This window comes from Actinomyces israelii DSM 43320 (genome assembly GCF_000711965.1).
Classification (GTDB): domain Bacteria; phylum Actinomycetota; class Actinomycetes; order Actinomycetales; family Actinomycetaceae; genus Actinomyces; species Actinomyces israelii.
Genome location: NZ_JONS01000027.1, coordinates 21,262 through 41,906 on the forward strand (window position 1 = coordinate 21,262; position 20,645 = coordinate 41,906).

Genomic DNA, 20,645 nt, shown 5'->3' on the forward strand with positions numbered 1-20,645 from the left:
ACGACGCCCCCAAAATGACGATGATTTGAAAACAGTTTTTTATGCCAAGAACGGAGGCGCTTCCGCGGAGAGCGCAGCCCTGAGCCCTATGCCCACAGAGGCCGCAGGCTCCCGGTCAGATATCTCCGCCTATACGTTTCAGGTCGTCCGCCAGCACAACGAAATCATCTCCCGAGCAACGCAGCCTTCTCCCCGACTCGAACACGCGAAAACTCATGACCCCGATATTCAGCCCGGATGGCACGAAGATCGCGCTCCCGGCCAAGGACGCGAATGGCGACGAGATGTACGAACTATATACCGTAGGGGTCGACGGAGGCGAAGCGACCAAGATCACGGGAGCGAAGAAATTCGACCGGCAGATAGATTGGCAGAGTGGGTCTAACAGGTTTCCGCGCTTCGCAGCCACCCTGAGTCGGGCTCCACGCGGTCCACGGATCCATAAGACGTTCCAGCGGCTCGAGGCGGCTCCCGCCCCGAGCCGGCAGCGCATCGTCCAGCAGGGCGAGCGGGGGACGGCTGGCCGCCGTCGCGCGCTGAGCGACCGGGCCGGGGCGCCCGCCGCCCGCCCCTCCTAACGCCGAGATCGGTCGTATTCCGGATCGAGATCGGTTCATGGACCGATCTCGGCGCGGAACTGGACCGATCTCGGCGTTAGCCCCTCGGGCGTCCGAGGCCGTTGAGCACTGCTCGCGCCAGTCCCGGCCGCGTGCACATCTCTCCTTCTCGCAATCCGTGCACGCCCGGCCGACGCCGGCCCGTGGCTCATCGCCCCGCCACGATACGATGGCCGCCATGACCTCGCTCCCCTCCGGCTCCGGCGTCGGCACCGCGGCGCTCAAGCTCGTGGACCGTAGGGCGGGCTCCCCCACCGGCGCGTGGCGGCCCGGCGACGAGCCCGGCCACCGCCGCTTCGTGGAGATCGGCGACCTGCCCCTGGAGTCCGGCGAGGTCCTGCCCGACACCCACCTCGCCTTCGAGACCTGGGGCACGCCGACCCCCGAGCGCGACAACGCCGTTCTGGTCCTGCACGCGCTGACCGGCGACTCCCACGTCACCGGCGAGGCGGGCCCCGGCCACCCCACGCCCGGCTGGTGGGGCGCCCTGGTCGGGCCCGGCCGCGCCATCGACACCGACCGCTACTACGTCGTCGCCGCCAATATCCTGGGCGGCTGCCAGGGCTCGACCGGCCCCTCCTCCACCGCCCCCGACGGCCGCCCCTGGGGCTCGCGCTTCCCGTGGCTGACCACCCGCGACGCCGTCGAGGCCGAGACGCGCCTGGCCGACGCCCTGGGCATCGACGCCTTCCACCTGGTCATCGGCGCCTCCCTGGGCGGGCACCGCGCCGTCGAGTGGGCCGTCAGCCACCCGCAGCGGGTGCGCAACCTGGCGCTCGTGGCCACCGGCGCCTCGACCACCGCCGACCAGCTCGCCTGGTGCCACCTCCAGGAGCTCGCCATCGTGGCGGACCCCTTCTTCTTCGACGGCGACTACTACTCCCACGCCGTCGGCCCCGTGCGCGGCCTGGGCCTGGCCCGGGCGCTGGCGCACACGACCTACCGCAGCGCCGCCGAGCTCGACACCCGCTTCGGGCGGGCCCACCAGGGCGACGAGGACCCCGCCGTCGGCGGCCGCTACCAGATCGAGTCCTACCTCGACTACCACGCGGGCAAGCTGCTGGCCCGCTTCGACGCCAACACCTACCTCATCGTCACCCACTCCATGATGGTCCACGACGTCGGCACCGGGCGCGGCGGCATCCCCGCCGCGCTGGGCACCGTGACCGCCCGCGCCCTCGTCGTCGACGTCGACTCCGACCGCCTCTTCCAGCCCGCCCAGGCCGAGGAGCTCGCCTCCGGCATCCCAGGGGCGCACCGCGAGACCATCCACTCCATGCACGGGCACGACGGCTTCCTCATCGAGGCCGACCAGATGGAGGCGGTGCTGCGCCGCTTCCTCGCCGGGGCGGAGGACGGCCCATGAGCGCCCCCGCCCCGACCGGCGCCTGGGGCCCCGACCTGCTGGGGCCCGGCTTCGAGGCGCGCACGCTCGAGCTGCTGCCCGACGAGGAGGACGACGGCGCCGTCGCCACGCTGGTGCGGCACGTGCCAGCCTCGGACCCCGGCGCCCTGCCCAGCACCCCGACGACCCCGACCTTCGCCCTGCTGTACATCCACGGCTGGAACGACTACTTCTTCCAGACCGAGCTGGCGCGGCAGATCTCGCGCCTGGGCGGGGCCTTCTACGCCTTGGACCTGCGCCGCTACGGGCGCTCGCTGCGCGAGGGGCAGATGCTGGGGTGGATCGCCTCGCTGACCGACTACGACGAGGAGATCAACCTGGCCCTGGCGGCCATCCGCTCCGAGCGCGGCTGGGAGACCGACGTCGTCCTGTGCGGGCACTCCGCGGGCGGGCTCACCTCCTGCCTGTGGGCCGACCGCCACCCCGGGGCGCTGGCAGCGCTGGTGCTGAACTCGGCGTGGCTGGAGCTCCAGGGCTCCGAGCTGGTGCGCATGGTCGGCGAGCCGGTCCTCAGGACGCTCGCCCTGCGCGACCCGCGCATGTCCATCCCCACCCCCGCCTACGCGCCCGAGACCCTCTTCCGCGTCACCGACGGGTGGCTGGAGCGCGACGGCGAGCTGCCGGACCCCGCCTGGGCGGACGACCCCTACGTCACCGGGTGGCGCATCGAGCCCGGCTGGTCGTTCCTGCCCTCGGCGCCGATCCGGCCCGGCTGGCTGCTGGCCATCCTGGACGGGCAGGCGCGCGTGGCAGCCGGGCTCGACATCCGCTGCCCGGTGCTGTCCATGGGGTCGGCGCGCAGCCACCTGGGGGTGACGTGGACGGAGGACTCGCGGCGCACCGACACGATCGTCGACGCCGACGCGACGGCCCGCCGCGCCATCGGGCTGGGCAAGCTCGTCACGGTGGCCCGGTTCGACGACGGCGTGCACGACCTGGTCCTGTCGGCCCCGCCCGTGCGCGAGCAGGTCTTCTCGGCCATGCGCCGGTGGCTGGGCGGCTACGTCCTGCGCTGAGCAGCGTCCGGCGCCGAGCCGCTCCAGCCGCCGCCCGCCTCCCCCTTTCGCCGAGATCAGGGCGCGGGCGCGATCTCCAGGCGCTGGCCGAGCCAGTCCATCTGGTCGGCCAGCGCCACCGACCACAGCGCCCAGGTGTGCCGGCCGGGGTAGTCGCGCTGCGTCACGCTCATGCCCGCCCGCGTGGTGGCGTCCACCAGCACGGGCGCCACGGGACTGTAGAGGCGGTCGTCGCGCCCCACCGACACGATCCCCGCCACGCCCGCGTACTGGTCGGGCGGCGCGGCCGCCATGATCGCGAGCGGGTCGTTGGCCTCGTAGGCGACGCGGTCGCCGCCGAATCCCACCCTCACCGTCCGCTTCTCGCCGCCCAGGCTCGGGTGCTCCTCCGCGCTCAGCGCCAGGAAGGTCGGGTAGACCTGCGGGGACCGGCTGGCCACCTGCAGCGCGCAGGTCCCGCCGTTGGACAGGCCCGCCACCGCCCAGTGCGAGGCGTCGTGGTCCACCTGCAGGTTCTCCCGGATCCAGTCCGGGACGTCGCGCTCCAGGTAGGTCGCCACCTTCCCGCCCCGCTCGGTGTCCGAGCACAGGGGGTTGCGGTAGGGGCTGCCGAGCAGGTCGGCGACCACCACCACCGGCGCCAGGCCGTCATGGGCCGCCGCGTAGGCGTCCATGGTGTCCTTCAGGGCGCCCAGCTCGTACCAGTCCGAGGGGCTGCCCGGCTGCCCGGTGAGCGCGAGGACCACCGGCAGGGCCGGCCGCTGCTCGGTCAGGTAGGCCGGCGGCAGGTAGATCATGGCCTCCCGCGGCCTGAAGCCCCGCGTCCCCGACTGGTCGCCCGCGGGGATCTCCGCCGTGACCACCTCGCCGCGGGACGGCATGTCCTCGGGCGCGCTCCATGTCTCGGACAGCGCCCCCTCGCCGCGCTGCGGAGGGCTCGGGTGGGCCGCCGCCGCGGGCAGCGCGGCCAGCGGCGTCGTCGACACGTCCACGCCGAGGACCGCCGCCAGGGAGGGGAAGGCCGCGAAGAAGCCGTTGACGGCCAGCAGGCCCGCCGTCAACGCCACCACAATGCTGGCGCCCGAGCCGACCGCGTGCGCCAGCCGCTGCCTCCAGTCGTGCGCGCGGTCGCCGTCCTCCCGCGGGCCGCCTCCCAGCAGCGCCTGGACGACGACGGTGCCGGCCAGGCCCACCCACGTCCACACCACCGGGCCGAGGCCGTCGGCCACCGGGCGCCAGGCCACGTCCACCGCGCACCAGCCGGCCAGGCCCAGCACCAGCCCCGCCACCGGCGCCACCAGCCGGCGGCGCCGGGGCAGGTAGCGGGTGCGCGCGAGCCACAGGGAGGTGACCAGGACCGCCACCACGGCCAGGCAGGCGTCGCCCATCCACGGCTGGCGCAGCCGCACCGAGCCCAGCAGCCCGACGAGCGCCTCAGTCATGCGTCACGAGCACCTGGGCGAAGCGCGCCGTCTGGGCCGGCGTCAGGTCGGGGACGTAGGCGCGCCCGATGGCTACGCCGACCGCTGCGAGGTCCACGACGTCGGGAACGGCCAGGTACATGGGGACCTTGCGCGGCTGGAACTTGCGCTTGAAGGCGTGCAGGGACCGGAAGCCGTAGGCGGGCTCGAGCAGGGAGGCAAGCAGGTCCAGCAGCGGGTCGAAGCGCGAGGCGCCGACGTCGTCGGTCCCGTCCCCGGTCAGGTCGCCGGAGGTCCCGGAGCGGGCCAGCGGCGCCCCCGACAGCGACAGCACCTCCAGGCCCTCGGCCTGGGCGTCCTGCGCGGCGCGGGCGATGAGGAACTCGATCGCCGGGCGCCACCCGCCCTCGCGGCGCCTCATGACGTCCAGGGTCAGGCCGACCACCTTGCCGCCCCGGTGCACGGGCATCCAGGAGGTCACCGCGTGGACGGTGCCGCTCTCGTCGACGGCGAGCAGCAGGCGCGTGTCGTCGTCGTCGATCTCCTTCAGTCCGCCGAGCGTGAAACCCATCTCGGGCAGGGCCTTCTCCCCGACCCACCCCTGCGAGATCGCGCGGATCTGGTCGCGGCGGCCCTCCGGGGCGGTGCGCCACGTGGTCCACTCCGCCGTAATGCCCTCGCGGCGCGAGTGGTTGAGGGCGGTGCGCACGTCCTGAAAGGCCTTGCCCCTGAAGACGAGATCGGGCAGGTCGATGACCGCCTCCTCGGCGACCTGCAGGACCGTCCACCCCCGGTCGCGGGCGGCGAGCATAGTGGGCTCGTGCACGGAGTACAGGGCGGGCACCAGCCCGGCCTCGGCGGCGAATGCGGTGAAGCCCTCGACGGCGGCCCTGGTGTCCTCGGGGCCGGCGGCGGCCGGGTCGCCCAGGGTCAGGGCGACGCCGGAGCCGGCCCGGTAGGCGAAGCCGGTGCGCCTGTCCTCGGCGATCCACGCCTCGTTGCCGGGCCAGGTGAGCATCCAGCCCAGCGTGCCGGCGCCGCGCGCCCGCACCAGGGCGATGAGGTCCTCCTGGTTGACGCGGGGGGTGATCGCAGGGTTGGTCATGGCCGCCCAGGTGCACGCGACAGCGGCGGTCCAGGCCAGGATGGGGAAGAACCAGGCCGCGAGGCCCGCCAGGGGGCCGACCGGGGTCAGCGGGGGTATGAGCAGGCCCTCGGCGGCGGTCGGCAGGAGCCGCACGAGGAAGTCGACCAGCAGGGCCACGGGCGTCGCGTCGGGCACGAAGTCCTGCACCACGAGCGAGCCCAGGGCGACGCTGGCCACGGCGCAGACGAGCGCGGCGACCGCCCAGGTCCCGACCGCCTTGCGCACGACCCCGGCACGGGTGTGCAGCCGCAGGTGGTCGCGGTTCCACACGACCAGCAGCACAATGCCGAGGTTGAGCATGACGGGCACGGTGATGTGGTTCAGGCCGCCCCAGACGTTGTCCGGGCCGGAGATGATCACCGGGGTGCCGTCCTCCGGAACGAAGCTGCCATCGATCCGCAAGGTGTTGATCGACAGGACCGAGCACAGGGCCAGGAAGATCTGCAGGCCGATCGTGCCCAGGGCGGCTATGCGGCGCCCCCGGCGCAGGCCGTCGGCCAGGGCGAGCTGGAGCAGGAGCGGCATGAGGCTGAGGATGAGGGCGCCGGCGGCCGGCTGCGAGGCGCCGCCTTCGGGGACGACGCCGTAGCGGGCGCTGGCGAGCGGGCCGAGGTCCGAGCGCGTGACGGTGGCCAGAGTCAGCGTGAGCGACCAGCAGGCGACGAGCAGCGCCAGGAGGTTGCGGGACGAGCGGCGGGTGCGCGACATCCGGATGGAGGAGGCGGACCTTCGCCAGGCGACCGTCCCCAGGAGCAGGCCCGCCACGGCGGTGGTCAGGCGGGCGAAGGAGGCCGGAGTCCCGGTGACGGCGGTCTCCACCAGGAGGAAGACCAGGGTGGCCAGGCGGGTGCGGCGGCTCCAGGTGTGGTTCATCAGCGCCGTCGAGGCGAGCAGGGGGCCCAGGAGGAGGAGCGGGACCCCCGAGATCTGGTAGCGGGTCGTCAGGTGGCCCCAGGTGGGGGCGACGGCGCTGATGAGCGGGTGGGCGACCAGGGCGATGCCGACGCCGACGGCGTGGGGGAGGAAGGCGGACAGAAGAAGGCGACGGGCACCGATGAAGCGCTCGAGGGCGATGCCGACGGTGAGCAGGGTGACCACGCCCGTCAGGGGGCCGAGGTGGGTCGCGCCCGCCCAGGCGGTCAGGAGGCTCCACAGGCGCAGGGGGCCGTCCGGGAACAGGTCGGCCGCGAGGGGGCTGTCCGAGATGCGCAGCGGCGAGACGTGGCCAGCGGCGGCCAGCGCCGCCGTGCTGAGCATGAGGAGCCCGGCGAGCACGGAGCAGACGCGTCCGCTCCGCAGCCAGGCAAGAGCGGTACGGGCGCTGGCGGCCATGCGCGGCGATATGTGCATCGCGAGTCGGGAGGTGCGGGAACGGGTCGACATATATCCAATCATGGGGGATGAATCCAGTTCCCAACCTCCGCCTGGGGGAGGAGGCACATGCGCTTATTCTCATAGGGCGGCCGCCGGCTGCCGGCCCGCGCGGAGTCAGTCCTTGATGAAGTCGCGCAGGGCCGGCCCCTGGGCGCCGACGCGCCACACGCGCCACCCGTCGATGTCCTGCGTGTGCTGGGCGGCGTTGGCGGCGGCTGAGGGGTCGCGGAAGCGCATACCGTTGGACAGGGTGATCACGCCGTCGGCGCTGAGCACCGCCTCATGGTGGATGCCGCGCCGCATGCGCTGCCACACGAGCGTCACCGGCGTATCGATCCGGGAGGCCACGGAGGCGAGCGCGGCCGCCGACTGCCCGCCGGAGGGCACGGTCGGCTGCGCCCCGAGGACAGGGGCCGCGGCGCGGTGGTTGCGGTCGACGCCTCCGGGGCTCGTGGCCGGCGACGCCGACTCCACCAGGCGCACTGTGGGCACGGTCACGTCGTTGGGGCCCGTCACCGCCTCGACCGCCTCGACGGGCTCCATCGGCTCGATGAGGGTGGTCGCGACGGCGGCCGCCGGGCCGACGGCCCTGGCGCGGGCGGCCCGGGACCGCTCGCCGCGTGCGCCCGCCGCCCGCACGCGCGCCGCCTCGACGTGCCCGGTCGCCGCCTCGACGCGCCCGCCGGGCGCCATGGGCGGGCGGTCCTTCTTGGCCGCGCGGGAGGTCCGGGTCCCCCGTCTCATGCTCGGCACCGGCATGGTGGGGGCCGTCGTCGCGGCCTCGTTCTCCTTCGGCCGCTCCAGGGCCATGCGCGAGGCCCTGGCCACGAGGACCGCGCCGGAGCCGCCCAGGACGTCGTGGCGCACGGGCTCCAGCCCGACCAGCACGCGCCCGTCGGAGGCGGTGCGGACCTGCGCCTCCTGCACCTCGATGCCCGAGCACAGCAGCATCGCCAGGGCGGTCCGCACGTCGTCGTTGACCGCCATGGCGATCATGGTCAGCCGCGGGCTCGGCCCGGCGTTGATCGGCACCGTCTCGCGGAACTCGTCCCAGTCCTCCCGGAAGGACGTGCTCCCGCCCGGGTAGCGCGCGGCGAGGTCCGTCCACCCGCTCTGCGCGGCCGTGGCGGTGCGCGCCATGGCCGCGACGAGCGCGCCCGCGTCGAGGCGCTCGAGCAGCTCGACGCACATCACCTGGCTGGCAGCGTCCAGGGCGGTGAGCACGTCGGCGTCGCCCTCGCGCTCCCACACGATGGGGAAGACCGGGCGGCGCAGGACATCGACGAGCTGCCCGCGCACGGCCCCGAGCACGGTCTGACGCTGAGCAGCCTCGACGGGTTCCCCCAGGGCCGTCGCCTCTAGTCGGGTACCGGTGAGCTCGAACAGCGCCATGACGTGCCTTTCTGGATCATCTCGGTCCTAACGGCGGCTCCACGGCGGTGACGCCGTCCGCTCCGCCATCATCTCATGCCCACCACCGGTGTGGCATCACGGATCTCGGGGCGATGAGTGCTATGAGCCGACGACGGCGGGGCGCGCAGGTGGCGAGCGCCACACGAACCCGTTTGAGAACGGTGACCAAATCGTTGCGATTCCTTGATTTCATCCGTCTCACGCGCCACTCGCTCCCCACCCGCCCCGGCAGTTCTGCCCTGAGCGAGAATCTCTCGGCAACAACCCGCGCGGCGAGCTCCTCGAGCTCGCGCGCCGCGGGCCCCGACTCGGGACCCGGCATGAGCCCCGACAGGTACTCGGCGATCGCCTCGGGCGTCAGGGCCCGGGGCCCCTGGCCGGGCGGCTCGCCCGGGCGCCGCCCCAGCAGGCCCAGGTCAACGGCGGTGGCCAGGACCTCCTCCCAGGCCGCGCAGGCCGGCGCATCGCCCGAGGCCGCCTCCCGACGACGGCGCCGGCGCTGCCACCACCGCAGGGCGCCGGGGCCGGCCGCGGCGAGCGCGCCCGCCAGGACGACGGCCGGCAGGAGGGGGCGGGCACCGCCGCCCTCCGCGGAGCCGGCGCCCGCAGGGCCGGCCCCCTCCGGCCAGGCCGTCGCGGTCGGGCCGGAAGGGGCCGCGGTCGTCGCCCCCGGCTGGGGCGTGTCGGCGGAGGGCGCCTCGGCCCGCGCCCCGGCACCACCGGGCGTCGGCTCGAAGGCCACCCAGCCGACGTCGTCGATCCACACCTCGGGCCAGGCGTGCAGGTCCCGTCCGGAGACGGCCGTCATAGCGCCCTCGCCGCCGGCGCGCGAGGCGTAGCCGATGGCGATGCGCGTGGGGATGCCGAGGCTGCGGGCCATGAGGGTGAAGGCGGCGCTGTAGTGGATGCAGTAGCCGTGGCGCTCGGCCAGGAAGGCCTCCACGGTCGCCGTCGGGCTCCCGGGGGCGGCGGCGACCGAGGCGCCGGACGCGGTCGCCCCTCCCGCGCCGCCGTCGAAGCCGCCCGGGGCTGACTCGTCGTAGACGAAGCCGTTGCCGTGAAACCACGCGGCCAGGGCGGCCGCCCTGGTGGCGTTGTCGGCGCCGTCCGCGCCCGCCGCGCCGAGCGCCTCCGCGGCGGCGTCCCGGACGGCCGGGCTCTCCCCGGGCAGCGCGGTGTAGGGGGCGAGCGTCTCGGCGGCGGGGGCGGCGGGGCCCACGGGCGGGTCCGCCTGGGGGCGGCCGGTCGCGTCGGCGACGGCGGACCACCCGTAGGCGGTGTAGGCGGTGCCCGGCCGGGCCGAGGCGCCGGTCGAGATCGCCGTGCTCGTCCCGGCCACCCACTGCCAGTCCTCCGGGGACAGCGTCGGGGCGGCCGCGGCGGTCGGGTCGGCCGAGGCGCCGTCGTCGCCCGCGGGCCCCACCAGGGCGGTGGACTGCAGCAGCGGCAGGCGCCGGCCGGCCAGGCCCCGGACGCGCACGAGGACCCGCGGCAGCTGGTCGGAGGGGACCGGGGCGCCAGCGGCCGCCAGCGCCCCGCCGGCCGTCAGGGCGTGCGCGCCGGTCGGCGTCGTCAGGCGCGAGAGCGCGGTGACGCCCTCGGTCTCGGTCAGGGGGTCCCAGCTCTGCCCGTCGAGGTCGCGGACGACGGCGAGGGTGAAGCGCAGGCTCGCGCCCTCGGGGAAGCCGGTGCCGCCGTACTCGAAAGCGGTGGCCGTCGAGCCGCGCACAAGGTCCTGGTTCAGGGTGAGGCTGGTGTCAGGGACGGTGGCGGGCTGGTCCGGCGCGTGGCGCCAGGGCTGGTCGGGGACGGCCGGGGCGAGGCGGAGGGCGCCCGCCGCCAGGCCGAGCGCGGCGGCCAGGACGCAGGCGCGCCCGCCGGCGCGCACGAGGGCTCGGCCCGCGCGGGTCCTCGGCGGCAGGCCCGCGTACCGGGGCGCCGCAGGAGCGGCGGAGCCCACGAGCAGGACCAGGCACACGGCGGCCACGAGGACCGACCGCGCGGGCGGGGCCTGCCCCACCACGAGGCCGGGGACGAGCAGGGTGCCGGCGGGTATGAACCCGCTGGCCCCGACGGCGTCCCCGCTGCCGGCGCTCATGAGCACGCAGGCCCAGGCGAACAGGAGGCTGACGAGCACGACGACGGAGGCCACGGCCGGGGTGGCCTCCAGCGGCGCCACGCCCTGGCGGATGGCCGCGCCCGCCTCCCCGAGCCGTTCGAAGGGGGCCGCGCGCCAGGGAGCCAGGCCCGTCGCGGACCTGATGGCCAGCACGGTCGGGACGGCGCCGGCCACGAGGCCGAGCACGACGGCGACCAGGACGCGGTTGGGCCAGATGGTGCGCGCGGCCCCGGCCGCCCCCAGGGTCAGGGCGGCGACGAGCAGACTCTGGCCGATCCAGGGGCCGGGGCTGAGGACCACGTCGAGAACCCGCAGGCCGTTGCCCCACAAGGCGGTGATGAGGACGGCGGCCAGCAGCGGCTGCCAGCGGACGGGCTCGGCGGGCGGGGTGCCGGGGGGCGCGGCGCCGATGCGGTCGGGGCGGGTCACCGATTCTCACCCCGAGCCGTACCCGCGTCCCCGGAGAGCTCGGCGCCCGCGGGGACCGTGCGCACCCGCCACTCCGCGGGCGATCCTCCAGCCGGCCCGGCGGCCGGCCCGACCAGGACGAGCTCGCCCGCCGCGCGCGGGGCGGCCAGCCCCCGCCCGACGTCGGCGAGCGCGGCCGTCCCGGTGATGACGACGTCGGGCGCGCCGTCCCCCTGCGCCCCGGGCTCCCGGGGCGCCGGCTCCCGGGCCCCGGGCTCCTGCGGCCCGGCCACGGCCTCCGCCAGGGCGAGGGCCTCCAGCAGGGGCGCGATCCCGCCGCGCTCGCCGGCGTCGGCCTCCACGAGCCGCCGACCGAGCACCAGACGCACATCCGCGCCGGTGGACTCCCAGGCCCGCAGCACCCCGGCGGCGAGGCTGACGGCCGTCTCGAAGGCGTCCGCCTCCGCACCGGGCCGGGTCCGCCGTTGGAGGCGGTCCGCGCCGTAGGAGCCTGCGCGGGTGTCGAGCGCCACGGTGAGCCGCGCGCGGGTGCGGCGCTCGGCGTCGACGACGACGAGGCGGTCGAGCCGGGCGGACTGGCGCCAGTGCACCGAGGACAGATGGTCGCCGCGCCGGTAGTCGCGCAGGCCCGTGAGGTCCTCGCCCCGGTCGGCGCGCAGGAGGTCGGCGGGGACGACCCCACTCACCGGCAGGCCGGGCGCCGCCAGCGGCCGCGGGAGGACGAGCACATCCAGGGCCGCCCCGAGCGGCAGGCGGACCCGCCACAGACCGAGCGGGTCGGTGAAGGCCAGGGTGCGCGCCTCCAGGCGGCACCGGCCGCGCCGAGGCAGCGTGAGCACCAGGTCGCCGCGCCCCTCGACGAGGGGCCGCAGCTCGCGATGCCCCGGGACGCGCCACAGAACCCAGACGGGATGGCTGCGACCCGTGCGGCCGAGCACGAGGCCCCAGCGGGCCGGCTCTCCGGCCTGGACGCGCGCGGGTCCGGCCGGCCGCGGGCACCGCCGGGCGACCGTGACGGTGCGGGCCGCCGCCGTCAGGCAGGCCGCCGCCAGGGCGGCCGCCGCGACGCAGGCCAGGAGGAGCCCGGCGCCGCGCACCAGGCCCACCCCCCAGCGGTGGCCGGCGCCGGTCAGCATCGCAGCGACGACGAGGAGCCAGGCCCCGTGCGCGGTCGGGGCGATCCACGGCCGGCGATGCGCCCGTGGTGCTCTGCATGCCCGCGGTGCGCCGCCCCGGGCGCGGCTGCGGGCGGCCGTCGTCGTCCTGGCCCCCACGCCGTCACCTCCTGGGCACGGGGACGGAGGCGACGTGGCGGGCCAGGGCGCTCGCCGCGGCCTCGGAGGCCTCGGCGTCGGAGGCCTGGCGGCCCGCGGGCACGAGGCGGTGGGCGAGCACGCCGGGAGCGGCCAGCGCGACGTCGTCGGGCGAGACGTAGGACCGGCCCTCCATGGCCGCACCGGCCCGGGCCATGGCGAGCAGGTGCAGGCCGGCGCGCGGGCTCGCCCCCAGGGCGAGGTCGGGGTCGGCGCGCGTGGCGGCGACGATGCCGACGACGTAGTCGGCGACGGCGGGGGCGACGTGCAGGCCGGCCACGGCCCGGCGCGCGCGGGCGGCGTCGGCGGCGGTGACGACCGGCGCGAGGTCGTCGGCCGGGTCGGTGCCTGCGCGCGCCAGGAGCATGGCGGACTCCGCGTCGGGGCCGGGGTAGCCGATGGCCAGGCGGGTCATGAAGCGGTCGCGCTGGGCCTCGGGCAGGCGGAAGGTGCCCTCCATGTCCAGGGGGTTCTGGGTGGCGACCACCATGAAGGGGTCGGGCAGGTCGAGGGTGCGCCCCTCCACGCTGACGCGCCCCTCCCCCATGGCCTCCAGGAGCGCGGACTGGGTGCGCGGGGTGGCGCGGTTGATCTCGTCGGCGACGACGATGCCGGCGAAGACCGGCCCGGGGTGGAAGCGGAACTCCCGGGCGGCCTGGTCGTAGACGGACAAGCCGGTGACGTCGGTGGGCATGAGGTCGGCGGTGAACTGGATACGGGAGGCGGTCAGGTCCAGGCAGCGGGCCAGGCTCAGCGCGAGGGTCGTCTTGCCGACGCCGGGCACATCCTCGACCAGGAGGTGGCCGCCGGCGAGGAAGGTGGCGATGGCGGTGCCGACCGCCTCCGGCTTGCCGACGACCACGGTCTCAATGCGCGAGCGCAGGGCGTCGACGAGTGAGCGCAGGGCGTCTGGGCCGAAGGGGGCGGGACTCATGGGCACATCCTGCCGCACGGCTCCGCCCGCCTCTCGCCGAGATCGGTTCATCTCCGGCTCGAGATCGGTCCGGTGAACCGATCTCGACGCGGAATACGACCGATCTCGGCGAATCTCGGCGAATCTCGGCGAAGAGGAGGGGAAGGCGGGGCCGGGCGGGGCGCTACGACCGCGCCCCGCCCGGCCCCGCCGCCTCAGCGGCTCACGGCCTCACTCAACCGGCGAGAGCACCGCCGCGCGGCCCGCCTCCAGGCGGGCGACCGGGACGCGGAACGGCGAGCAGGACACGTAGTCCAGCCCCGTCTCGTGGAAGAAGAGGATGGAGTCCGGGTCGCCGCCGTGCTCTCCGCACACGCCCATCTTCATCTCCGGCCTGGTCGCGCGCCCGCCCTCGACGCCCAGGCGCACCATGGCGCCCACGCCGTCGGAGTCGATGGACTCGAAGGGCGAGGTGCCGAAGATGCCCTCGGTGATGTAGCGGCCCACGAAGGAGGTCTCGACGTCGTCGCGGGAGAAGCCCCACGTCGTCTGGGTCAGGTCGTTGGTGCCGAAGGAGAAGAAGTCCGCCTCCTCGGCCACGTGCGCGGCCGTCACCGCGGCGCGGGGCAGCTCGATCATGCAGCCGATCGGGAAGTCCAGCTCGTAGCCGGACTCGGCCGACACCGTGGCGAGCACCCTCTCGGCACGATCGCGGGCGATCTGCATCTCCCGGACGGAGCCGATCAGCGGGATCATGATCTCCGGGTGCGGGTCGCCCCCGGAGCGCAGCCGCTCGACGGCGGCCTCCGCGATGGCGCGCACCTGCAGCTCGATGAGACCCGGCATGGTCAGCAGGAGCCGCACGCCGCGCAGCCCCAGCATCGGGTTGAACTCGTGGCTCTTGCGCACCACGGCCAGGAGGTCCTCGTCGGCGGGGTCCAGGGCGCCGCGCTCGCGGTCGACGGCCACCTTGACGCTCAGCTCGGTCAGGTCGGGGAGGAACTCGTGCAGCGGCGGGTCGATGAGGCGCACCGTCATGGGCTTGCCGTTCATCGTCTCGAACATCTGGACGAAGTCGCCCTTCTGCAGGGGCAGCAGGGCCGCCAGGGCGCTCTCGCGCTCGGCGTCGGAGGCGGCGAGGATGAGGTTCTGGACGAGCTGCTTGCGCTCGCCCAGGAACATGTGCTCGGTGCGGCACAGTCCCACGCCCTGGGCGCCGCGGTGGATGGCGTGGCGGGCGTCGGCGGGGGTGTCGGCGTTGGCGCGCACCTCCAGGCGGCGCACCGCGTCGGCGTGGCGCATGAGGCGGTCCACGCTCGTGACGAGCTCGCGGGTGTCGACGTCGCCGGCGGAGTCCAGGGCGGTCTCCAGGCCGCGGCGCAGGTAGGTCATGACCGGGGAGTCGACGACGGGGACCTCGCCGAGGAAGACCTCGCCGGACTGGCCGTCGATGGCGATGGTCGAGGCGGAGGTGAGCACCTCCTCGCGGCCGGCCACGCGCACGGTCCTGGCCTCGGCGTCGATGTCGAGGGCGTCAGCCCCGCACACGCAGGTCTTGCCCATGCCGCGGGCGACGACGGCGGCGTGGCTGGTCTTGCCGCCGCGGGCGGTGAGCACGCCGGTGGCGGCGACCATGCCGGGCAGGTCGTCCGGGTTGGTCTCGCGGCGCACGAGGATGACGGACTCGCCGGCCTCGGAGCGCTCGATGGCCTCGTCGTTGTCGAAGGCGATGTAGCCGACGGCGGCGCCCGGGGAGGCCGGCATGGCGCGGGTGAGCAGGTCGCGGTCGGTGGTGGAGGCGAACTGCGGGAACATGAGCTGGTTGAGCTGCTCGCCGGTGACGCGGGTGAGGGCCTCGTTCGTGGTGATGAGCTTCTCGTCGACCAGCTGGGTGGCCACGCGGAAGGCTGCCGCGGCGGTGCGCTTGCCGACGCGGGTCTGGAGGAGCCACAGCTTGCCGCGCTCAATGGTGAACTCGATGTCGCACAGGTCGCGGTAGTGGGTCTCGAGCTTGCGCATGGCGGCGCGCAGCTCGTCGTAGGAGGTCTTGTCCAGGCGCTCCAGGTCCGCCAGCGACAGGGTGTTGCGGATGCCGGAGACGACGTCCTCCCCCTGGGCGTTGACCAGGTAGTCGCCGTAGACGCCGGAGCGGCCGCTGGAGGGGTCGCGGGTGAAGCACACGCCGGTGCCGGAGGTCTGGCCCATGTTGCCGAAGACCATGGTGCACACGTTGACGGCGGTGCCCAGGTCGTGCGGGATCTTCTCGCGGCGCCGGTAGATGTGGGCGCGCTCGGTGTTCCAGGAGCGGAAGACCGCCTCGGTGGCCATGTCGAGCTGGGCGCGCGGGTCCTGGGGGAACTCGACGCCGGCGTGCTCGGCCACGATCCGCTTGTACTCGGCGACGAGCTCGGTCAGGGCGTCCACGTCCAGCTCGTAGTCGAGCGCGACGCCGCGGTCCGCCTTCTTGGCCTCCAGGGCGGCGGAGAAGTGGTCGCCGTCGATGTCCAGGACGGTCTTGCCGAACATCTGGATGAGGCGCCGGTAGGAGTCCCAGGCGAAGCGCTCGTCGCCGGAGGTCTCGGCCAGGCCGACGACGGAGGAGTCATTGAGGCCGATGTTGAGGACGGTCTCCATCATGCCCGGCATGGAGAACTTCGCTCCGGAGCGGACGGAGACCAGCAGCGGGTCCTTCGCGGCGCCGAGCTCGCGGCCCAGCTCCTCCTCGACCTCGCGCAGCGCGGTGGTGACCTGGACGGCGAGAGCGTCGGGGACGGCCCCGTCGGCCAGGTAGGCGCGGCAGGCGTCGGTGGTGATGGTGAATCCGGGGGGGACCGGCAGGCCGAGGCGGGTCATCTCGGCGAGGTTGGCCCCCTTGCCGCCCAGGAGGTCCTTCTGGTCCTTGTCGCCCTCGCTGAAGCGGTACACGTACTTGGGCATCGATGCCTCTTTCTGTTCAGAATCTGTCTCGGGTCTGTCTCGGGTCGCCCTGATGCAGGCGTCACGCGTCGGCGCGCCATTCCGCATGGCACTCTAGTGTGACTTCAGTCCTAGACCAAACTCAAGGCGTCAGCGCGTCATCTCCCGATGACGAACGTGCGGTCCCCGGTGCGCGCCGGGGGCCGCACGCGGCGCGGCAGCAGTGCTCAGAGGCCGTCGGCGCCGGCTGCGCCGCCCGGACCGCCGGTGCCGGACGCGGCGCCCGCCAGCACGCCGTCGTCGGCCCGGCCGGACCCGTCGCCGTCGTCGGCCCGGCCGGCCCGGGCGACGTCCTCGCGCTCGCGGGCGGCCGCGACCGCCTGCCGCGCCGCGGCCGTGGCCCGCTCGGCCCGGGCCAGCTGCTCGCGCACCTCCGCCTCGTTGGCCAGGGCGACCTTGACCTCGGCCTGGGCCTCGGCCACCGTCGGCTCGGTGTCGACCAGGTGCGCCGGGGCGGCCGCGAAGATCTCGCTCACGTCCAGGTCGGGGTTCTCCTCCTGGGTCTTGACGAGCTCGACGACCTCCTCCCGGGAGGCGACCGACGGCATGGAGCCGGGCAGCGGGCGGCGCGCGGTCTCGCGCAGGTTGAACAGCGCGATGACGGCTGCGCCGGAGGTCCCCATGAGCCAGAAGGCCGGGGCGAGCTTGCTCCCGGTGGCGGTGACGAGCGCCTGCATAATGAAGGCCGCGGTGCCGCCGAAGAGCGCCACGGCGACGTTGTAGGAGATGCCCATGCCGCCGTAGCGCGACGACGTCGGGAACAGCGCCGGCAGTGAGGACGCCAGGTTGCCGACGTAGGCGGCCGTCGGGTAGGCGAGCAGGACCAGCCCCAGCAGGGTCGACCACAGCTGCCTGTGCTCCAGGAGCAGGAAGGAGGGGACGGCCAGGAGGACGGTGCTCAGCGCCGCGGAGAAGAGGACCGGCTTGCGCCCCACGTGGTCGGAGACCCAGCCCATGGTCGGCACGAGGAAGGCGACGATCACCAGGATCGGCAGGGTCAGCAGCGGGCCGTGCTCGGCGTCGTAGCCCAGGGTCTCGGTGAGGTAGGTCGGCATGTAGGCGGTCAGGGTGTATCCGACGGTGTTGGCCCCGGCGACCAGCACAATGGCGGTGGCGAGCTCGCGCCAGAAGGTGCGCACCATGTCCACGACCCCCAGCGGCCCCTCCTCGGGCTGCATAATGTCGGTCTCGGCGGCGGCCAGGTCGGCGGGCTCCTCGTCGTCGGTCTCGGCCTGCGCGTCGCGAAAGGCCGGGGTGTCCTCGATGCGGGTCCGCAGGTAGAGGGCGATGCCGCCCATGGGCAGGGCGACGAGGAAGGGGACGCGCCAGCCCCAGGTCGCCATGATGTCGTCGGGAAGGGTCAGCATGAGCGCCGTGACGAGGCCCGCGCCCAGGGCGTTGCCCATGTAGGACCCCCAGTCGAGCATGGCGGCGTAGAAGCCGCGCCGCTTGTCGGGGGCGTACTCGGTGACGAAGGTGGTGGCGCCCGCGTACTCGCCGCCGGTGGAGAAGCCCTGGAGGAGCTTGAGGCACACCAGCAGGATGGGCGCCCAGACGCCGAGCACCGAGGCCGGCGGCAGCGCGCCGATGCCGAAGGTCGCCAGCGCCATCATCATGAGGGTGAAGGCGAGGACCTCCTTGCGGCCGAGACGGTCGCCGAGCTGGCCCAGGATCACCCCGCCCAGCGGGCGGGCGATGAAGGTGACGGCGAAGACCCCCAGGGAGAACAGGGTCTGAGCCGTAGGGCTCGCATCGGGCAGGAAGGCCCGGCCGACCAGGACGGCGACGTAGGCGTACACGCCGACGTCGTACCACTCCATGATGTTGCCGACGACGGAGCCCATAATGGCCCTGCGGAGGGCCGACTCCTCGATGACGGTGACGTCGTCGGCGCGCAGCCGGCGGCGGCGCCGCATGTAGGCCAGTCTTCTCCGCTCCCGGCGGATCCTCTCCACCTTGCGCTCTGCGCGCGCCAGCCCCATGTCGAGCTCGGCGGGGTGCTTGTCGATATGTTCATCCTGCGTTGTGGCCATATGGTCCATGGCAATCCGATCCTTGCGCGGCCCCTCGGGTCAGGACCGCTCGTGATTCGGCGTCCGCCGACGCCGTGGAGCCGGGCAGCGCAACGGGCGACAGGGACCGAGAGGCTCAGGGAACGTCCGGCGCGCCGCCTTCCGGAGCGGGCCGGCGCGCACCCGGCAGACCGGGCACGCACCGCCTCACTGCAGATCCGGCACGACTCCAGATCACACGAGGGTACAACAGCTGGTCAAAATGCCGCAGCGGGCGTCCGCCCCGCGAAAGGGAGGACGCCCGCCGGTGAGACAGGTCGGTGGCGGTCAGGGCACGACGACGAGGACGTCGCACCTGGACTTGCGCAGCACCTGGACGGAGACCGCGCCGAAGATGCGGCCCAGCAGGGAGTCCACGCCCTTGGAGCCGACGACGACGAGATCCGCCTCGGCCTCCAGGGTGACCAGGGTGACGGCGGAGACCGCCGTCCCCTCGACGACGACGCCCTGGGCGAGGCCGACGCCGCGCTCGACGGCGATGTCGCGCGCCTTCTCGACGACGGCGTAGGCCTCGTCCTCGGTCAGCTGGACCTCGTTCACTCGCACGTCGGCGACCTGCGCGGTGTCGGCGACTCGGGCCTTGTCCCGGGGCGAGACGGGATCGAATCCGGCTACGAGAAGGAGCGTGGCATCGCACAGGCGCGCCATCTCACAGGCTCGGTCGATGACGTGCGTACTCTCCTCAAGGTTGCCGACTCCGGCGACGATAGTGGTATAGGTCACGGATGTCATCCTTTCGTGTGGCGCCCGGTCAGGCGACGGCGGTCTCGGTGGTAGCCACAGCGGCGGCGCGCACCCTCGGGTCGGCGTCCTTGTCGGTGTCGATCCACTCGATGAGCAGGCCGGCGATGACGAGGAAGACTGCGACGAAGAGCAGGGCGTTGACAGGGTGGTTGCCGAGCAGGTTCTTGTAGATGAAGCCGAAGGTGAGGGTCTGAAGGAGCTGGGGGATGACGATCATCATGTTGATGACGCCCATGTAGACGCCCCGGCGCTCCTTGCGGATCATCTCGGTGGCCATAACGTAGGGTATGCCCACGATTGAGGCCCAGGCCACACCAATGCCGATCATGGGCAGGTAGAGGACCGTCGTGTTCTCGGGGCTGCCGATGTGGGTCAGCAGGTAGAGGCAGATGGCGGCCAGGAAGAGGGCCGCGGTGTGGACGTGCTTGGGCCCGACCTTGTTGGCCAGCCGCGCCAGGAAGAGCGCCACGATCGTGCAGGAGATGTAGTAGACGACCATGAGGCCGGTGGCGAAGCCCGAGGCGTCACTGAAGGCATCGGTCTTGGCGTAGTTCGGGTCGCTCAGGTTGACGCCGAAGTAGGCGATGGCGCACATGAGCCCGAGGTACTGCCAGAAGACGTTCATGGCGTACCACTGGAAGAGGTAGACGAGGGCCATCTTCTTCAGGCCGCGGGGCATCTCGACAATGGCGACGCCGACGTCCTTGACGAAGCCGAAGGGGCCCTCCTCCCTCTTCTTGCGCTCGAGCTCGGCGCGGTCCTCCGGCGTGGGCGGCAGCTCCTTGGTGGAGAGCACCGAGATGAGCACGGAGCCGATGGAGCACACCGAGCCCACCATGAAGGCCCCGAACACCCAGTAGGGGATGCCCGCGGCGGTGGCGCCCCTGACGATCTTCTCCAGAACCGCCAGCGTGCCGGCGGCCAGGGCCGAGCCGGCGCCGATGAACAGGGCCTGGGTGAGGAAGCCCTTGGCGAACTGCTTGGAGGGCAGGCGGTCGGCGATGAAGGCGCGGTAGGGCTCCATGGCCGTGTTGTTCGAGGCGTCGAGCAGCCACAGGCACAGGACCGCCATCCACACGGCGGTCACGAAGGGCATGAGGAACAGGAAGATGGAGCAGCCGACGGCGCCGATGAGGAAGAAGGGCTTACGGCGGCCCCACTTGTCGCTCCAGGTCCGGTCCGACAGCGCCCCGATGAGGGGCTGGATGAGCAGGCCGGTGACGGGTCCGGCCAGGTTGAGGATGGGCAGCTCGTCGGCCGAGGCCCCGAGGAACTGGTAGATGGGAGACATGGCGTTCTGCTGCATGCCGAAGGAGTACTGGATGCCGAAGAAGCCGACGTTCATCAGCAGGATCTGGCCCGTACTCATCATGGGCTTGTGCGCGAGATCCACCGCGCCGTTCTGGGAGGTCTGTGCCATAGGTCGTCCTTGTCCTGGGCCCTGCGGTTGTCGGCGCCATCCGAAGCGGATGCCGTGCCTCCCGTCCGAGAGAGCGCTGTGCGGGACGGCGGGGAGTCTCGGGGGGTGGCAAGGCAATGATCTACCCAACATGGCTAACGTTTGACATGCCTTTAGTCCCACGTCGGGTCGATCTGAGCTCGGTTCAGGCGCACGATCCGATTATTCCACGGTATGTGTCGTGGAGCACTTTCAAATCCGAAAAGCCGTCGTCGTGCGGCGGGCCC

The 20,645-nt window shown here is 73.6% G+C and carries 12 protein-coding genes; 2 read left to right on the forward strand and 10 right to left on the reverse strand.

Annotation, left to right across the window (positions count from 1 at the left end):
* Positions 1-786 precede the first annotated feature (786 nt).
* Together metX and O145_RS10205 are read left to right on the forward strand one after the other, a co-directional pair.
* Entirely contained in the window at positions 787-1,983 is a 1,197-nt protein-coding gene (metX, locus tag O145_RS10200; RefSeq protein ID WP_411265957.1) for a homoserine O-acetyltransferase MetX, read from the forward strand.
* The gene (locus tag O145_RS10205) at positions 1,980-3,038 is read left to right on the forward strand and encodes an alpha/beta hydrolase (RefSeq protein WP_043562656.1); all 1,059 of its coding nucleotides are present in this window, start codon (positions 1,980-1,982) and stop codon (positions 3,036-3,038) included. Before metX ends, O145_RS10205 begins: the two co-directional genes overlap by 4 nt.
* Positions 3,039-3,094: 56 nt before the next feature.
* Here the strand turns inward: O145_RS10205 and O145_RS10210 are convergent, their stop codons facing one another.
* From O145_RS10210 to O145_RS10255, 10 genes are all read right to left on the reverse strand, one after another.
* Positions 3,095-4,480, reverse strand: coding sequence for an alpha/beta hydrolase (locus O145_RS10210; protein ID WP_043562658.1), 1,386 nt, complete (start codon positions 4,478-4,480; stop codon positions 3,095-3,097).
* Positions 4,473-6,989, reverse strand: coding sequence for a bifunctional lysylphosphatidylglycerol flippase/synthetase MprF (locus tag O145_RS10215; RefSeq protein ID WP_043562659.1), 2,517 nt, complete (start codon positions 6,987-6,989; stop codon positions 4,473-4,475). The genes O145_RS10210 and O145_RS10215 overlap by 8 nt, the downstream gene beginning before the upstream one ends.
* 105 nt (positions 6,990-7,094) lie before the next feature.
* Positions 7,095-8,372, reverse strand: coding sequence for a restriction system modified-DNA reader domain-containing protein (locus tag O145_RS10220; protein WP_043562661.1), 1,278 nt, complete (start codon positions 8,370-8,372; stop codon positions 7,095-7,097).
* 73 nt (positions 8,373-8,445) lie between these two features.
* Positions 8,446-10,941 carry a transglutaminase-like domain-containing protein gene (locus tag O145_RS10225; protein WP_043562662.1) on the reverse strand — a complete coding sequence of 832 codons (2,496 nt, stop codon included), beginning with the start codon at positions 10,939-10,941 and terminating at the stop codon, positions 8,446-8,448.
* Positions 10,938-12,215: a DUF58 domain-containing protein gene (locus tag O145_RS16560; protein WP_156966713.1), complete on the reverse strand. Its 1,278-nt coding sequence runs from the start codon at positions 12,213-12,215 to the stop codon at positions 10,938-10,940. The genes O145_RS10225 and O145_RS16560 overlap by 4 nt, the downstream gene beginning before the upstream one ends.
* A 4-nt stretch (positions 12,216-12,219) precedes the next feature.
* Complete coding sequence (locus O145_RS10235) at positions 12,220-13,188, reverse strand: AAA family ATPase (RefSeq protein ID WP_043562664.1); 969 nt, start codon at positions 13,186-13,188, stop codon at positions 12,220-12,222.
* A gap of 210 nt (positions 13,189-13,398) precedes the next feature.
* A complete protein-coding gene (gene ppdK, locus O145_RS10240) occupies positions 13,399-16,104 on the reverse strand; it encodes a pyruvate, phosphate dikinase (RefSeq protein WP_043562666.1) in 2,706 nt (901 codons plus the stop codon).
* A 206-nt stretch (positions 16,105-16,310) separates the two neighbouring features.
* Positions 16,311-18,176 (reverse strand): MFS transporter, encoded by a 1,866-nt coding sequence (locus O145_RS10245; protein ID WP_229118493.1) that lies wholly within the window; start codon positions 18,174-18,176, stop codon positions 16,311-16,313.
* Positions 18,177-18,482: 306 nt separating this feature from the next.
* Positions 18,483-18,938: a universal stress protein gene (locus O145_RS10250; RefSeq protein ID WP_043562667.1), complete on the reverse strand. Its 456-nt coding sequence runs from the start codon at positions 18,936-18,938 to the stop codon at positions 18,483-18,485.
* A gap of 28 nt (positions 18,939-18,966) precedes the next feature.
* Positions 18,967-20,379 (reverse strand): MFS transporter, encoded by a 1,413-nt coding sequence (locus tag O145_RS10255; protein WP_043562669.1) that lies wholly within the window; start codon positions 20,377-20,379, stop codon positions 18,967-18,969.
* Between the last annotated feature and the right edge of the window lie 266 nt (positions 20,380-20,645).

Bases quoted from the DNA above. Each gene is read 5' to 3' on its own strand.
- metX (WP_411265957.1), top strand. From the start codon at position 787: ATGGCCGCCATGACCTCGCTCCCCTCCGGCTCCGGCGTCGGCACCGCG.
- O145_RS10205 (WP_043562656.1), top strand. From the start codon at position 1,980: ATGAGCGCCCCCGCCCCGACCGGCGCCTGGGGCCCCGACCTGCTGGGG.
- O145_RS10210 (WP_043562658.1), bottom strand. From the start codon at position 4,480: ATGACTGAGGCGCTCGTCGGGCTGCTGGGCTCGGTGCGGCTGCGCCAG.
- O145_RS10215 (WP_043562659.1), bottom strand. From the start codon at position 6,989: ATGTCGACCCGTTCCCGCACCTCCCGACTCGCGATGCACATATCGCCG.
- O145_RS10220 (WP_043562661.1), bottom strand. From the start codon at position 8,372: ATGGCGCTGTTCGAGCTCACCGGTACCCGACTAGAGGCGACGGCCCTG.
- O145_RS10235 (WP_043562664.1), bottom strand. From the start codon at position 13,188: ATGAGTCCCGCCCCCTTCGGCCCAGACGCCCTGCGCTCACTCGTCGAC.
- ppdK (WP_043562666.1), bottom strand. From the start codon at position 16,104: ATGCCCAAGTACGTGTACCGCTTCAGCGAGGGCGACAAGGACCAGAAG.
- O145_RS10245 (WP_229118493.1), bottom strand. From the start codon at position 18,176: ATGGCCACAACGCAGGATGAACATATCGACAAGCACCCCGCCGAGCTC.
- O145_RS10255 (WP_043562669.1), bottom strand. From the start codon at position 20,379: ATGGCACAGACCTCCCAGAACGGCGCGGTGGATCTCGCGCACAAGCCC.